This window comes from Polynucleobacter sp. JS-Polo-80-F4 (genome assembly GCF_018881965.1).
In the GTDB taxonomy this organism is placed as follows: domain Bacteria; phylum Pseudomonadota; class Gammaproteobacteria; order Burkholderiales; family Burkholderiaceae; genus Polynucleobacter.
In genome coordinates this window covers 820,046-835,667 of record NZ_JACVPI010000001.1, presented here as the reverse complement: position 1 = coordinate 835,667, position 15,622 = coordinate 820,046, and the positions used below count along the sequence as shown (strand labels likewise).

16 protein-coding genes are annotated in these 15,622 nt (G+C 44.5%); 5 read left to right on the top strand and 11 right to left on the bottom strand.

What is annotated here, in order from left to right; all coding sequences use genetic code 11:
- Window positions 1–15: 15 nt before the first annotated feature.
- The 11 genes from ICN20_RS04175 to dnaA form a co-directional block, all read right to left on the bottom strand.
- The gene (locus ICN20_RS04175) at window positions 16–753 is read right to left on the bottom strand and encodes a TSUP family transporter (RefSeq protein WP_216238275.1); all 738 of its coding nucleotides are present in this window, start codon (window positions 751–753) and stop codon (window positions 16–18) included.
- Between the two features lie 117 nt (window positions 754–870).
- The gene (locus ICN20_RS04170; protein WP_216238274.1) at window positions 871–1,800 is read right to left on the bottom strand and encodes a branched-chain amino acid ABC transporter permease; all 930 of its coding nucleotides are present in this window, start codon (window positions 1,798–1,800) and stop codon (window positions 871–873) included.
- Window positions 1,801–1,802: 2 nt separating this feature from the next.
- A complete protein-coding gene (locus tag ICN20_RS04165; protein ID WP_216238273.1) occupies window positions 1,803–2,723 on the bottom strand; it encodes a branched-chain amino acid ABC transporter permease in 921 nt (306 codons plus the stop codon).
- 16 nt (window positions 2,724–2,739) lie between these two features.
- A complete protein-coding gene (locus tag ICN20_RS04160; RefSeq protein WP_216238272.1) occupies window positions 2,740–3,966 on the bottom strand; it encodes an ABC transporter substrate-binding protein in 1,227 nt (408 codons plus the stop codon).
- A gap of 22 nt (window positions 3,967–3,988) precedes the next feature.
- Complete coding sequence (locus ICN20_RS04155; protein ID WP_216238271.1) at window positions 3,989–4,693, bottom strand: ABC transporter ATP-binding protein; 705 nt, start codon at window positions 4,691–4,693, stop codon at window positions 3,989–3,991.
- Window positions 4,690–5,457, bottom strand: coding sequence for an ABC transporter ATP-binding protein (locus ICN20_RS04150; protein ID WP_216238270.1), 768 nt, complete (start codon window positions 5,455–5,457; stop codon window positions 4,690–4,692). Before ICN20_RS04150 ends, ICN20_RS04155 begins: the two co-directional genes overlap by 4 nt.
- A 107-nt stretch (window positions 5,458–5,564) precedes the next feature.
- Window positions 5,565–5,780, bottom strand: coding sequence for a DUF3717 domain-containing protein (locus ICN20_RS04145; RefSeq protein ID WP_216238269.1), 216 nt, complete (start codon window positions 5,778–5,780; stop codon window positions 5,565–5,567).
- Window positions 5,781–5,791: 11 nt separating this feature from the next.
- A complete protein-coding gene (locus ICN20_RS04140; protein ID WP_216238268.1) occupies window positions 5,792–6,286 on the bottom strand; it encodes an SET domain-containing protein in 495 nt (164 codons plus the stop codon).
- A 3-nt stretch (window positions 6,287–6,289) separates the two neighbouring features.
- Window positions 6,290–8,788, bottom strand: a complete 2,499-nt coding sequence (gene gyrB / locus ICN20_RS04135) for a DNA topoisomerase (ATP-hydrolyzing) subunit B (RefSeq protein WP_216238266.1) — start codon at window positions 8,786–8,788, stop codon at window positions 6,290–6,292.
- A gap of 11 nt (window positions 8,789–8,799) precedes the next feature.
- Window positions 8,800–9,915: a DNA polymerase III subunit beta gene (gene dnaN / locus ICN20_RS04130; RefSeq protein WP_216238264.1), complete on the bottom strand. Its 1,116-nt coding sequence runs from the start codon at window positions 9,913–9,915 to the stop codon at window positions 8,800–8,802.
- A gap of 263 nt (window positions 9,916–10,178) precedes the next feature.
- On the bottom strand, window positions 10,179–11,606 hold the full coding sequence (gene dnaA / locus ICN20_RS04125) for a chromosomal replication initiator protein DnaA (RefSeq protein ID WP_255534643.1): 1,428 nt from the start codon (window positions 11,604–11,606) through the stop codon (window positions 10,179–10,181).
- A gap of 222 nt (window positions 11,607–11,828) precedes the next feature.
- On the opposite strand from dnaA, the gene rpmH reads away from it, so the two are divergent.
- The 5 genes from rpmH to mnmE are packed head-to-tail and all read left to right on the top strand — an operon-like array spanning window position 11,829 to window position 15,616.
- Window positions 11,829–11,963 carry a 50S ribosomal protein L34 gene (gene rpmH, locus ICN20_RS04120; protein ID WP_011903922.1) on the top strand — a complete coding sequence of 45 codons (135 nt, stop codon included), beginning with the start codon at window positions 11,829–11,831 and terminating at the stop codon, window positions 11,961–11,963.
- Window positions 11,964–11,971: 8 nt separating this feature from the next.
- Complete coding sequence (gene rnpA, locus ICN20_RS04115) at window positions 11,972–12,289, top strand: ribonuclease P protein component (protein WP_255534642.1); 318 nt, start codon at window positions 11,972–11,974, stop codon at window positions 12,287–12,289.
- A 1-nt stretch (window position 12,290) separates the two neighbouring features.
- On the top strand, window positions 12,291–12,533 hold the full coding sequence (gene yidD / locus ICN20_RS04110) for a membrane protein insertion efficiency factor YidD (RefSeq protein ID WP_216238263.1): 243 nt from the start codon (window positions 12,291–12,293) through the stop codon (window positions 12,531–12,533).
- Window positions 12,534–12,539: 6 nt separating this feature from the next.
- Entirely contained in the window at window positions 12,540–14,213 is a 1,674-nt protein-coding gene (yidC, locus tag ICN20_RS04105; RefSeq protein ID WP_216238261.1) for a membrane protein insertase YidC, read from the top strand.
- 41 nt (window positions 14,214–14,254) lie between these two features.
- Window positions 14,255–15,616, top strand: a complete 1,362-nt coding sequence (gene mnmE / locus ICN20_RS04100) for a tRNA uridine-5-carboxymethylaminomethyl(34) synthesis GTPase MnmE (protein ID WP_216240244.1) — start codon at window positions 14,255–14,257, stop codon at window positions 15,614–15,616.
- Window positions 15,617–15,622: the final 6 nt, after the last annotated feature.

The following is a 15,622-nucleotide window of genomic DNA, read 5'->3' as shown; positions in this document are numbered from 1 at the left end:
TTCTAAGTGATTGATTTAATTCGGAAAATAAGCATTCCAGGCTGACTTCAATATCAGCACGCTCACAATAACTAAAAAGGCTTTTCTGACAAAGGCGCTGCCATGTTTAATTGCAAGCCGACTGCCGAACTGACTCCCGGCAATATTGGCAATCATCATTGCAAACCCAAGAGTCCAATTAATTTGCCCAAGACTCGCCAACATCAAAATGGCTGCTAAGTTAGTTGCCACGTTTACCAATTTTGTTGCGGCAGAGGCGTGTAAGAAATCAAAGCCAAAGAAACGTACAAAACCAAATAGCAAAAAACTTCCGGTGCCAGGGCCAAAGAAGCCATCATAAAATCCGATGGTTAAACCAAGAACCACGCCCTTGGCCTGCTGAAAGCGTCCAAGAATTTTTGGCGCATGCGCCTCTCCAAGTGAAGGCTGAAACCAGGTATATAGCAAAAGAAACAGCAGCACAAATGGCAATGCTTTACGCAAAGGCTCTGCAGGGAAATTGCTAACTGCATTTGCGCCTGCAAGAGAGCCAACAAAGCCAGCAATGATTGCTGGCAAAACAATTGCCCACGGCAATGACACATGCCGTAAATATTTTCTGGCAGCATTTAAAGTTCCACCAACCGCAGAAACTTTATTTGTTGAAAGTAGCGTTGCGGGCGGAGCATCTGGATACGCGGCAAATAAGGCGGGGACCTGAATCAAGCCACCGCCGCCAGCCACCGCATCTACTAGCCCGGCAAAGAAAGCCATTGCTAAAAGCAGCGGCCATATGAAAATTGAAAATTCGATGAGAGTCTCTTTTAATTAAATGAGTACGGCGCAAAAAGCGCCGTACTAAAAACTAAATAATAAGAGGAAAACAAAAACTCAGTTTTTGTTTTTATAGTACGCAGCAATTTCACCAACAACGCCACGACGGAATGCTAAAACGCAAATCACGAAAATGAATCCCGTTGCAATCATGCTCCAAGACCCAATGTTTGCCAGGTAGTTTTGCAGACCAACAACAATGCCGGCGCCAACCACAGGACCAAGGATGGTTCCCATGCCGCCGAGTAAAGTCATCAACACAACCTCGCCCGACATGTGCCAATGAACATCGGTCAATGTTGCCAACTGGAATACCAAAGACTTCATGGATCCAGCCAAACCAGAAAGGGCTGCAGAAATTACAAAGGACATTAATTTAAAGCGATCAACATCGTAGCCAAGAGAAATTGCACGAGGCTCGTTTTCGCGGATTGCCTTAAGTACCTGACCGAACGGGGAGTGCACTGCGCGCATGATCACAGCAAAACCAAATAAGAAAACAGCTAAAACAAAGTAATACATCGCCACATCGTTTTTCAAATCGATCAGACCAAACAACATGCCGCGCGGAACGCCCTGTATTCCATCCTCACCACCAGTGAAGGGAAGCTGAACCGCTAGGAAGTAAACCATTTGCGACAGGGCCAAGGTCACCATTGCAAAATAAATACCTTGCCTACGAATGGCGAGCGAGCCAATCAGAAAACCAAGAACCCCTGATCCAAGCATCCCCAATACGATCCCGAGCTCGGGAGATAAGCCGGCCTCTTTACAAAAATAAGCCGTGATGTACGCCGCGGTTCCAAAGAAGGCAGCATGCCCAAAAGATAGAAGGCCTGTAAAGCCAAGCAATAAGTTAAATGCGCAGGCAAAAAGAGCGAAGCACAATACCTTCATTGCAAATACAAGATAAATAAAGTCCTGAAACGGCAATAGCAGGGCAATCAACACGAGGATGCCGTAAAGCAATTTTGTTTTCGGATTCACGCTTATTTCTCCCGCCCAAACAGTCCAGCAGGACGAATCAATAAAACAATTGCCATGATTACAAAAATCACAACGCCAGAAGCCTCTGGATAAAAGACTTTAGTAAGGCCCTCAACAAGGCCCAATCCTAAGCCAGTCAGAATGGCGCCCATGATAGAACCCATGCCGCCAATCACCACCACAGCAAAAACAACAATGATGAGGTTAGAACCCATCAAAGGATTTACTTGGAAAATTGGTGCGGCCAAAACACCAGCAAAACCAGCCAAGCCAACGCCATAGGCGTAGGCCAAAGAAATCATCAGCGGAACATTAATACCAAAAGCCTGCAGTAATTTAGGGTTTTCTGTTCCAGCGCGTAAATAGGCGCCCAACTTGGTTCGCTCAATGACATACCAAGTAGAGAAACAAACTACCAAGGAGATAACGACCACCCACACCCGATACTTTGGCAAGATGATGCCGATAGACTCTAGGGGAATGGCGCCTTGCAGTATTTCTGGGGCTGGGTAGCTCTCGCCAGAAATGCCATACCAATGGCGGAACATACCTTCAATAATCAACGCCAAACCAAACGTTAGTAATAGGCCATATAAATGATCGAGGTGATACAAGCGACGCAACATCGTTCGCTCTAGGATTAAACCAAAGCCAGCTAGAACCAATGGCACAACAATGAGAGCAAACCAATAATTAATTGAGAGCTCAGGAAAGCCTAACCATTGGCTAATTTGAGTTAAACCAATCCAGGCGATAAATGCGCCCATGGTGTATTGAGCGCCATGTGCAAAATTAATGATGTTGAGAAGGCCAAAAATAATGGCCAATCCCAAACTCAAAATGGCATAAAACGAGCCATTGATAAGCCCCACCAAGAGCTGGGCTACCAGCCCTTGAGGGGTTATTCCAAGAAGTTCAAACATACTAAATAGGTATCAATTACTTGTTAGTAACCAGCTTGCATCGTGACAATGAAAGTGGTTGTGTTGCTTCGGCAGCAGGAATCACGGCCTTAACGTTGTAATAGTCCCATGGGCTTGTAGATTCTGAAGGCTTCTTAACTTCCAACAGGTACATGTCATGCTCAAACTTACCATCTGCACGAATCTTGCCTTTGAAGAGGCCATCATCAATGTTTGTAGACTTCAATGCTTTCATTACAGCCTGAGTGTCATCGGTGCCCGCTTTTTGAACTGCATTTAAGTAAGCAAGAACTGACGAGTAAACACCGGCTTGAACGCTTGTAGGCATACGCTTGTGCTGCAAAATAAAGCGCTTAGAAAATGCACGAGTCTTGTCGTCTTTATCCCAATAGAAACCTTCTGTAAGGTACATGCCTTGAGCAGAGTTGAGGCCTAAAGAGTGAACGTCAGAAATAAACATTAGCAAAGGAACTACTGTCTGCTTTTTGTTAATTCCAAACTCTGAAGCTTGTTTAACACTATTAATAGTGTCTTGACCAGCATTGGCCAACGCAACAACATCTGCGCCACTAGCTTGTGCTTTCAGTAGGTAAGAAGAAAAGTCGCTATTAGGGAATGGGTGCTTGCTTGTTCCCAACACCTTGCCGCCGTTTGCAGTCACAACGTTGGTTGAGTCTTTTTCCAAAGCAGCGCCAAACGCATAGTCAGCAGTAATAAAGTACCAATTCTTTTTGCCTTGCTTTACAACTGCCTTGGCTGTTCCGTTAGAAAGAGCATAAGTGTCATAGGTCCAATGAACGTTATTGGCTGTACATTTTTCGTTGGTGATTGGCAAAGATGCTGCGCCAGAGACCAATGTAATTTTGTTCTTTTGCTCTGCAACTTCCATTACCGCCAAAGCCACGTTAGTTGAAACCAGCTCAACAATAACGTCTACGCCATCTTTGTCGTACCATTCGCGCGCTTTGTTTGCCGCGATATCAGCCTTGTTTTGGTGATCGGCGCTAACAAGCTCAATCTTCTTGCCAATAACGGTGCCGTCTTTAGAAAAATCAGCAATTGCCATCTTCGCTGCAATCACAGCACCAGGGCCGGCCAAGTCAGAATAGGTGGAAGAAAGATCGGTCAACACGCCAATCTTCACTACGTCGCCACTGACCTTTGGTGCGCTTTGCGCAAACACTGGGTTTGAACCAAACATGGTCGCCGCAACCAGACACGCGGTTATTTGCTTTAACTTCATTACCGTCTCCTATAGAAATCCACTAAACACCAAGATACTCATTTAATAGAGCCGCCTTTTCAGCAAGCTCATTCTGATTTACAACCTCAACTACGTTTCCGTGTTCAACTACATAATGACGATCTGCCAAGGGCGCAGCGAAGCGGAAGTTTTGTTCAACCAACACAATCGTGAAACCCTTGTTGCGCAAACTGGTAACTACTTCGCCGAGCTTTTGCACAATCACGGGGGCTAGCCCCTCGGTAATCTCATCCAATAACAACAGTCTTGCACCGGTCCTGAGAATGCGCGCCATTGCCAGCATTTGCTGCTCACCACCCGATAGGCGGGTACCAGGACTATTTCTTCTCTCATAAAGGTTTGGAAACATTTCATAAATCTCATCCAAACCCATGCCGCCAGGGGCAATCTCTGGCAAAAGCAATAAATTTTCTTCCGTACTTAAGCTTGCAAAAATCCCACGCTCTTCGGGACAATAACCAACCCCGAGACGCGCAATTTTGTAGGTCGGCATAGTGATGGTTTGTGCTCCATAAACCTCAACCGAACCAGTTCTCTTGCTGGTTAGCCCTAGAATTGTTTTAAGGATAGTGCTTCGGCCAGCCCCATTTCTACCAAGCAAAGTAACCACTTCGCCATCACGCACAGCAAAATTTACGCCATGCAAAATATGGGACTCGCCATACCAAGACTCTAAGTTTTTAACATCTAGTGCCATGGTGCTCATAGGTTGTCTCCCCCATGGCTTCCCATATAGGCCTCAACAACCAATGGGTTATTTGAGACCTCATGATAAGAACCCTCAGCCAGGACTGAGCCTCGCTGCAAAACAGTAATACGATCAGCAATAGAAGAAACCACCTTCATATTGTGCTCAACCATCAAAATAGTGCGGCCCTTAGCCACCCGATCAATTAACTCTGTTACACGCTCTACGTCCTCGTGCCCCATGCCTTGGGTGGGCTCATCCAAAAGCATTAGCTCGGGCTCCATTGCCAAGGTCGTTGCAATTTCAAGCGCCCTTTTGCGGCCATAAGCCAGATTTAAGGTTTCCTCATGAGCAAAGTCTTCCAAGCCAACCTCATGAAGAAGCTCTAAGGCGCGGTCGTTCAGCACATTTAAAGAGTTGCCAGACTTCCAAAAATGGAACTCGGTACCCAATCCACGCTGCAGTGCAACACGAACATTTTCAATCACAGTCAAATGTGGAAAAACTGCTGAAATCTGGAAAGAGCGAATAATGCCTCGGCGCGCAATTTGTGCAGGCGCCTCATTGGTGATATCAAGGCCATTAAATAAGATTTGCCCGCTGCTGGGCTCCAAGAACTTGGTTAGCAAGTTAAAGCAGGTGGTCTTGCCCGCTCCATTGGGTCCGATCAACGCATGAATGGTTCCCCGGGCGACATCTAAATTCACGTCAGTAACCGCAGAAAATCCCTTAAAGGATTTTCCCAGTCCTATTGTTTTTAATATTGTTTCTTGCAATCTCATACCCTCTACCCCCTACTTGGGAGCAAGAATATGAGAATAACCCAAGATGGACCAGCTTTATATAGCAATAACCCTAAACAACAAGCAGGTCAAAAATAAAAAAGTATTTAGGTGATTTTTTGAAACCGTTGAATTGCCGAGCGAGCCAACTCATCCAAGACGTCAACCGGCACCCTCTGGGCTCCCTGGACGATCATCAATGCGTATGGTTTTGCTAGCGCAGCGGCCTCCGGACAAAGGCGCAGCTCATCACCCTCTGATGGGGACTGACTCCGCCAGTAATTGATGGCAGCCTCTAACTCTTGAATTGTTACAAACAGCATGAAAATTGTTTTTACTTATCTTTTGTTGCAAGCATGGTGCCACGACACTTTTTTGCACCACAACGACACTCGTAGTCTTTTTTCATTTGCTTGGTAATCTTTCCCTCGATGTCGAGTGAGTAGTCATAAAACAACTCTTCACCAACCTCGAGCGCGCGCTTTGCATAAATAAAGACTCTCGGCTCACCATCAAAACTGTCTTCGCGAGTTTCGCAACTTGGCTTGCAAGAATGATTAATCCAGCGCGCGGCATTACCGCCATATTTAGCATCGATTACGCGACCATCATCCAATGAAAAATAAAAGGTGTGATTCGGATCCTTGGGGTCGTGTGGGTGGCGCTTCTCGGCTAATTTCCAGCTAATGCGCTCGCCTTTGTACTCAATAATTGCCTGACCTTTTTTGATCGGCTTAGCAACAAAAACGCCCTTCCCATGAATGGGTGATGTCTTAACAACGATAGAAGATCGGTCCACCTTGGGTGGTTTTAATTTTTTGGATGCCATAAATTAAACGTCTAGGTTGCGTGCAATGAGTGCATTTTTTTCAATGAATGCACGACGAGGCTCAACCTCATCCCCCATTAATGTTGTAAAGACTTGGTCTGCAGCAATCGCATCCTCAATCTTTACCTGCAGAAGCGTTCTTGAGCTTGCATCCATGGTGGTTTCCCACAGCTGCGATGGATTCATCTCACCAAGACCTTTGTAGCGCTGACGACTTAATACACGCTCTGCCTCTGACAATAACCATGCAAAAGCAGCCCTAAAGTCGCCAATGGTTTGCTCTTTTTGATTTTTATCAGGATCTCCGCGGCGAACCTTGGAGCCAGCAACCACCTTGCCTGATAAAACAGCCGCAGCATTTGCAAGACTTTGATAGTCATCGCCATGAACAAAGTCTGAATTGATAGAGGATAGCTTTAGATTTCCATGAATTCGGCGGGACAACAACAAACGGAAGCGCTCGGTGCGATCTTCTTTCTGCACAATGATTTCAGGGGGCAAAGCCAAGGGATTTAAAGAGTCGGCAAGCGCCTGTCTTAATCGATCCGCAGACTCGTTTGCTGATTTTTCTGTATCCAAATTCAGTGGTGTGCCCGACGCAATTGCACGCAAAGCATCTTCATCAATGGTGCGCGACAAGCGATCAACAATCGATTGAATCACTTGATAGTGTTTTGCCAACTCATTAAGCGCTTCGCCTTCAATAACCTCACCAGATGGAGTTTGCAGAGAGGCTGTTTCTAATGCAATCTTTAACAACAATTGGTTTAGCTCATTGTCGTCTTTGATGTACTGTTCGTTTTTACCAAACTTCACTTTGTAAAGTGGTGGCTGAGCAATATAGATGTGGCCACGCTCAATCAACTCTGGCATCTGTCTATAGAAGAACGTTAACAACAATGTACGAATATGGCTGCCGTCTACGTCCGCGTCGGTCATGATGATGATGCGGTGATAACGAAGCTTATCCGCCTTGTATTCTTCAATGCCAATACCGGTGCCAAGAACGGTAATTAAGGTAACCACCTCTTGGCTGGCCAGCATTTTGTCAAAACGTGCTTTTTCCACGTTCAGAATTTTTCCTTTTAAAGGGAGAATGGCTTGGAAGCGACGATCGCGGCCTTGCTTAGCAGAGCCGCCCGCGGAATCGCCCTCAACAATAAAGAGTTCGGATTTAGTCGGATCTTTCTCTTGGCAATCAGCCAACTTACCAGGCAAACCAAGGCCATCCAGCACCCCTTTGCGTCTTGTCATGTCGCGAGCCTTACGTGCCGCTTCACGAGCACGCGCTGCATCAACAATTTTTCCGCACAAAATCTTGGCGTCTGCTGGGCGCTCTTGTAAATAAGCACTCAAAGCTTCTGCAACAATTTCTTCCACTGGCCCACGAACTTCACTAGAAACCAATTTATCTTTAGTTTGGCTGGAGAATTTTGGTTCTGGGACTTTAACGGACAAAACGCAGGCCAAGCCTTCGCGCATATCGTCACCAGAAATCTCAACCTTTGCTTTTTTAGCAACTTCATTCTCATCAATGTATTTATTGATGACGCGCGTCATTGCTGCACGCAAACCAGTTAAGTGTGTGCCACCATCTCTTTGGGGAATGTTGTTGGTAAAACACAGTACTTGTTCACTAAAGCTATCGTTCCACTGCATAGAAACTTCAGCAGTAATTTGCCCACCAAGATCAGATGGACGAACACCTTCAGCGTAAAAAATATTAGGGTGTAATACATTTTTAGTTTGGTTGATGTACTCAACAAACCCTTTAACACCACCCGAAAAAGCAAAATCTTCTTCTTGACCGGTGCGTTGATCAATAAGTTTGATATGAACGCCGTTATTCAGGAATGAAAGTTCACGAATACGTTTTACTAAGATTTCATAATGAAACTCTACGTTTCCAAAGATAGTCTCGTCGGCTAAAAAGTGAACTTCAGTTCCTGAAAGCTCTGTATCACCAGTAACAGTGATTGGTGAAACCAATACACCATCCTCATCTACTACATTGCGATTTTGAATAACGCCGCGCGCAAACTCCATGTAATGCGCCTTACCATCACGACGAATAGTTAATTTCAACCATTTAGATAGTGCGTTTACACAACTAACACCCACGCCATGAAGACCACCAGAAACCTTATAGCTGTTTTGGTCAAACTTACCACCAGCATGCAACTCGGTCATTACGATTTCAGCAGCACTACGTTTTGGTTCATGCTTGTCGTCGTACTTAATGCCTGTAGGAACACCACGGCCGTTATCAACAATAGAAATAGAGTTATCAGTTTGAATAACTACCGTAATTTCAGAGCAATATCCCGCCAAGGCTTCGTCAATTGAGTTATCTAAAACCTCAAAAACAAGATGATGCAAACCGGTTCCATCAGAAGTGTCTCCGATGTACATGCCTGGGCGTTTACGAACAGCCTCAAGACCTTCTAGGATTTGAATCGATGCAGCGCCGTACTGCTCTACTACTTTTTTTTCTTCAGTCATTTTTTTCTAAGTTAAATACGCATTGGCATCACAACATACTTAAAGCTCTCTGAGCCAGGCAGAGTAATCACAGCACTACTATTTGCATCACCCAAACTAATTTGAATTTTTTCATTCTTGAGGTTTGATAAAACATCAAGTAAATAGCTAACGTTGAATCCAATCTCTACAGCATCGCCGGCATATTCAGTCTCAATCTCTTCTTGAGCTTCTTCTTGTTCAGCATTGGTTGATTGAATCGTGATGCGATTAGGAGATAAAGAAAAACGAACACCTTTAAATTTATCCGTCGTCAAAATGGCGGCACGTTGCAGTGCTGATTGAAGTGCCTCGCGCCCAACTACCAATGAGTTTTTCTGTCCCTTAGGAATTACCCGTTGAAAATCTGGAAACTTACCTTCAACCAATTTTGAAATTAATTCAATATCACCAAAAGAAAATTTAACTTGATTTGCGGTCAAACTAATCTCTAGAGACTCATCAGAGTCTTCCAGTAAATGCTGGCACTCTAAAATTGTTTTACGGGGAATAATAATTTCTTGTTTTTGACCTGAGCCAGAAGGCGCTTCAGTCAACTCAACTTGTGAGTAAGCGAGACGATGTCCATCGGTTGCTACAGCAACCACTTCTTTACCCTCAATCACCAACAACATACCATTTAAGTAATAACGGATATCTTGTTGAGCCATTGAAAAGTGAACTTGACTAATCAGCTGACGAAAACTCTTTTGGGACATCTTCCAGGCAGCAGTAACTTCACCAACGCTTTGCATTACCGGAAATTCAGTTGCTGATAGTGTTTGCAAAGAAAAGCGGCTCTTACCGCTTTGAACAACCATTTTGTTGTCTTTAAGATTTAAAGACACCGGTCCTTCTGGTAGCGCACGCAAAATATCCAACAACTTTCTAGCAGCAACGGTGGTTGTGACATCTTCAGTACCAACACCAAAATTAGCATTGGTTGTTATTTGAATTTCAATATCGGTGGAGATAAGTGAAACCCTCTCTCCAACTTTTTTAAATAATAGGTTTGCCAAAATTGGCAGTGTGTGTCTACGTTCAACAATTCCACTAACAACCTGAAGGGGTTTTAGTAGGCTATCGCGAGAAGTGTTAACGAGTTGCATTGCTTTTAAATCCTTGTATATATCTTAGTAGTAATAGTAATAAGGGTTCGAAATTCCGTGGATAAGTCAAAAACCCTTTATAAAACAACACCTTGAAGACTAAAAAACCTGTGGAAAACTCTTGTATAAGCATTGCATAAAAAGGGGATAACTTTTTATTAATACCCTATTTTTGCATGAAGCTGAGTCTTTCCACAATTTATCCACAACTAATCCCCAAACTTATCCCTAGGGTTGTCCACAAACTTATCCACAAGCAAAAACTACGCTTTTAGGGTTTGCTCGATAACGTGGATTTCATGATTTAGCTGTCCATCATGCGACCGCTCATCCGCAATCTTTCTTACAGCGTGTAAAACGGTCGTATGGTCTCTTCCACCAAACAACTCACCAATTTCAGGAAGGCTCTTTTGGGTGAGCTCTTTAGCCATAAACATGGCGATCTGGCGAGGTCTAGCAATATTTGCTGGGCGCTTTTTAGAGTACATGTCTGCGACCTTGATGCTATAAAAATCAGCCACCGCCTTTTGGATGTTTTCCACAGAAATCTGACGATTTTGTATAGACAGCAAATCTTTTAACGCCGTCCTAGCAACATCAATCGTCACCTCGCGGCCGTGAAAACGAACAAAAGCCAAAATCTTTCTCAAGGCACCTTCTAATTCACGGACATTTGAGCGCAGGTGCTTGGCCACAAAGAACGCAACATCCTCACTCATGGGGATGCCCTCACTAATAGCCTTTTTCATCAAAATAGCCACCCGCATTTCGAGCTCTGGGGGTTCAATTGCAACCGTTAAGCCAGAATCAAAGCGTGAAATGAGGCGATCATCAATTCCTGCCATTTCTTTCGGGTAGGTATCACTAGTGATGATGACTTGAGCCTTATTGCTTAAAAGCGCCTCAAAGGCGTAAAAGAATTCCTCTTGGGTTCTAGATTTGCCACTAAAGAACTGAATATCATCAATTAGCAAAAGATCTAGAGAGTGGTAATAGCGCTTAAAGCGGTCGAAAGCCTTTTGTTGATAGGCTCTAACCACATCAGACACGTACTGTTCGGCGTGGATGTAGCGGATCCGGGCGTTAGGCTTCTCTTTTAAGAGGTGATTACCAATCGCGTGGATTAAGTGTGTTTTACCCAAACCCACCCCGCCATATAAAAACATCGGGTTATACGATGTGCCTGGGTTGTGTGCCACCTGAATTGATGCGGCCCTAGCAAGTTGATTCGCTTTACCGGTTACAAATGTGTCAAATGTTAGATTTGGGTTGAGCTTGGAGTGATCTTCAATCTCAAAAGCATTTTCTTCAACAGAGATGCTTGGCTCTACTACCTCGATCGAAACCATCTTCTGCGCCGGCTCATCACTAGCAGTTGCGGGCGCAGGGCTTGCAGTGCCCCCCTCAACCGCCAAAGTAAAGCCAACATTAATGGGTCGCCCAAAATACTGAGAGGCTAATTCTTGGAATCTGTCAGCAAAAGTCTTTTTGGTCCAATCTAACTTAAAACGATTGGGTGCTCCAATTGTTAGTAAGTCATCACTTTCAATAAAAGACAAGAAAGTAAGGGGTTGAATCCATGTTTTAAACTGTTGGGGCGACAGTTCGCGGGATAAAGTGCCGATGGCATCATCCCAAAACCCCAGTGGGCTAATTGAATTCAAGGCGAGGGGATTGTGTAGGTTGCTCATATTTTTGGAGGATTCATTGTAGCGATGCTCCAAAGTTATCCACAAGCAACAAAAACGTGGAAAAGCTGTGGATAACTTGTGAATAATAAGAAAAACTCTATTTAAATTAATGATTTAAGAGAAATTTATAGAAAAATAGAGAAAAACACCTACATATTCGTCAAGATGGATTGACCTTTTGCTCTGCAACAAGGAAAATACTTGGTTTTCCAGGGATCGAACATGAAAAGAACTTACCAACCCTCAGTAACCCGTCGCAAGCGCACACACGGCTTCCGCATTCGCATGAAAACCAAAAGTGGACGCGCAGTTTTAAATGCACGTCGCGCAAAAGGCCGCAAGCGTTTGGCTGTTTAATTTAGCCATTGAATAGCGCAAGGATTTCTGAATTACTAAAAGCACGCCCCAAGACAAGTTTGTATTGGGGTTTGTATGTCGCATCTACTCAAGAGGGCGCTAAGCCTGACTTGGGTGTTGCGGTGGCAAAGAAGTTAGCCAAAAGAGCGGTTGATCGAAATCGCCTAAAGCGGATGATCCGCGAATTGGTTTGGACGGCTCAAGCCAACACATTAAATAAAGATGTTGTGGTGAAGCTTAAAAAGCCAATTGGTCGCGAAACTCGAGGCAGACTCAGAAAAAAAGAAAAAGAGATTTTGCGCTCTCAAATTTCAGGGTTAATTTAGGGTGCGCCTTTTAAATAATGCGGCAATTAGGTTGGTAAAAATTTATCAACTAGCTTTGAGCCCATATTTAGGGGTGCATTGCAAATATGTACCCAGTTGTTCGCAATATGCTTGTGACTGCTTTAGTCATTACGGATTTATTAAAAGCTTTGGTCTGACGGTGTGGCGTATTTTGCGCTGTAACCCGTGGTCACACGGCGGTTATGATCCAGCTTTAAAAGATACAAAACATCAACTTAAGTGAATGTAAATGGACTTTAAAAAAACAATTCTTTGGGCAGTATTCTCGATGTCGGGTCTTATGCTCTACAACAATTGGCAGGTTCATGAAGGCAAGCCATCCTTGTTTGGTGGGGCTCCAGCAAATACACAAGTGGTTGCGGACAAAGCTACCACGAGCAATAAAGTTGATGTGCCCACCCAGGTCTCCGGTTTACCCGCTAATACTTCCACTCCAGCGGTCAGTGGAGGCGCGATTGAGGGCGCAGAAAAATTCACCTTACAAAACGATGTCTTGGCATTGGAAATCAGCGCTAGCGGAGCAAACGTAATTGATGCCAAGTTGTTAAAAGAGCTAACTGCTGAGAAAAACCCAGTCGAACTTTTTCAATACAGCCCGACACATAAATATTTTGCACGCTCCGGTTTAATTTCCTTAAACAACAACGATCTTCCAAATCACACAAGTACATTCAAATTAGTACAGTCGGGAAAAGATGGTTCGGGTAGACCTTTTGCTGTTTTAGCTAGTGAGCGTAATGGTGTCAAGCTTGAAAAAACATTCATTCTGAATCCTGGCAGTTATGTTGTTGATGTTAGCCATCGCGTTACACAAACAACAAACAACCCAAATCCTCTTGTTCTTTACACGGAAATTGTGCGCGACGCTACGCAAGAGCAAAAAATTGGCCCATTTGGTGGCGCTTTCTCAGCCAGCACCTTTACTGGGCCCGCAGCCTATACAGATAAAGAAAAGTTCAATAAGCTCGAATTCTCAGCAATAGATAAAAACAAAATTACTATTCCAACGCAAGTTGCCGCTGGTGAGCCTGCTTGGATCGCCATGGTGCAGCACTATTTTGCTAGCGCCTGGATTCCAGGGGACAAAGATGCGCGGGATATTTACGCCGGAAGAATAGATGGCGGCTTGTATCGCATTGGTATGCAAACACCACTTGGTGTAGTTGCACCAGGATCAACCGTTGTAGAAAAAGCCAGATTATTTGTTGGGCCTCAAGAAGAAAAAGTTTTGGAAACAATTGCTCCTGGTTTTGAATTACTCAAGGACTACGGTTATCTGACCATCATCGCTAAGCCTATTTTTTGGCTGCTTGAAAAAATTCACGGTTACGTTGGCAACTGGGGTTGGTCAATTATTCTTTTGACCATCTTAATTAAGCTTGTTTTCTTCCCTCTATCGGCTGCTAGCTACAAATCAATGGCCCGCATGAAGGAAGTTCAGCCACGCCTGGTAGCTATGAAGGAGCAGTACAAGGGCGAGCCACAAAAGCTCAATCAAGCCATGATGGAGATGTATCGCAAGGAAAAGATAAACCCATTGGGTGGGTGCCTGCCGGTTGTGATTCAGATCCCAGTATTTATTTCTTTGTATTGGGTTTTATTGTCATCAGTAGAGATGCGTGGAGCACCATGGGTTTTGTGGATTCACGATCTTTCAGTGCCTGACCCATATTACATTTTGCCGGTCATCATGGCTGTCTCCATGTTTGTACAAACTAAGCTAAACCCAACGCCACCAGATCCAATTCAGGCAAAAGTAATGATGTACATGCCGATTGTCTTTTCAATCATGTTCTTTTTCTTTCCTGCCGGCTTGGTTTTATATTGGGTTACTAATAACCTTCTATCTATTGCACAACAGTGGCAGATTAATCAGATGTTTGGAAAAAAGCCCGCTAAGTAATTTGCGTGCCGCGTAAAAGCTTGTAAAAGTTGACAGCAATGATGACGAGAAAATTGCCAATCATTGCTGTCGCAACCGCCCCAGGTAAAGCTGGCGTAGGCGTTGTTCGCATCAGTGGACAAAATTTAAAAAATCTTGCAAGCGCCCTCTTTCAAAAAAAGCTTTCACCAAGACAGGCGAATCTTTTAACGCTGTGTGACAAACACGGCCAAGCCATTGATCAACTCATTGCAATTTACTTTGTTGGCCCCGCCTCCTTTACCGGCGAAGATGTTTTAGAGCTTCAGTGTCATGGCGGCCCACAGCTTCTTGAGTTGGTGATGAAGCGTTGCCTTGAGTTGGGCAAGGATGAAGGCCTTGTGATTGCAGAGCCTGGGGAATTTACCCTCCGCGCCTACTTAAATAACAAGATTGATTTAACTCAAGCAGAAGCAATCGCCGATTTAATTGATGCCCAAAGTGAGGCTGCAGTGCGAGGCGCGGCTCGTTCATTGCAGGGCGCTTTTTCTGATGACATCAATCAGTTGATTGAAGAAATTACCCAGCTCAGGATATTGGTTGAGTCGACTTTGGATTTTCCTGAAGAAGAAATCGAGTTTTTAGAAAATGCCCAAGCGCGCCAGCGCCTAAATGCAGTCAAAGAAAAACTACAGACCCTGCGTGCGGGCGCCAAACAGGGAAAAATTTTGCGTGACGGAATTCAGTTGGTGCTCGCTGGTGCGCCCAATGTCGGAAAAAGCTCCCTCTTAAATCGCTTGGCTGGTGAAGATGTGGCTATCGTTACCCCTATCGCTGGAACAACCCGAGACCGGGTTAAGGAAAGCATCACTATCGAGGGTGTGCCTATGCACATTATTGATACAGCAGGCTTGCGCGATACAACGGACGTTGTAGAGGCAAAAGGCATAGAGAGATCATGGGACGCCATTCGTTTAGCGGATTTAGTGATTTTTTTAACCGACTCCCAAGTGAGTGGGCTACAAGATGACCTAAAAAACCAGATTTTGAAAGAATTACCCCCAAAATGCGCCGTTCTGGAGGTTGTTAATAAGGCAGATTTGCTGCTGGAATCACCAAAAGCTGCGAAAGGCGAGGCTTTATTGATTTCTGCCAAAACCGGTGCCGGCATTGACCAGTTAAAGCAGAAAATTTTAGAGCTCGTGGGCTGGGCTGGGCCTCAAGAGGGCGCAATTTTGGCCCGCAGAAGGCATTTGGACTGCATTGAGCGGGCAGCTGAACATATTGAAAAATCAGAGCAATTTGCTGCAAATGGCAACAATTCCCTTGAATTATTTGCAGAAGAGCTCTCTTTGGCTCAAAGACAGCTGGGTGAAATTACCGGAAAGCTTCTGCCAGACGACCTTTTAGGAAAAATCTTTAGCCAATTCTGTATTGGCAAGTAAAGGGTT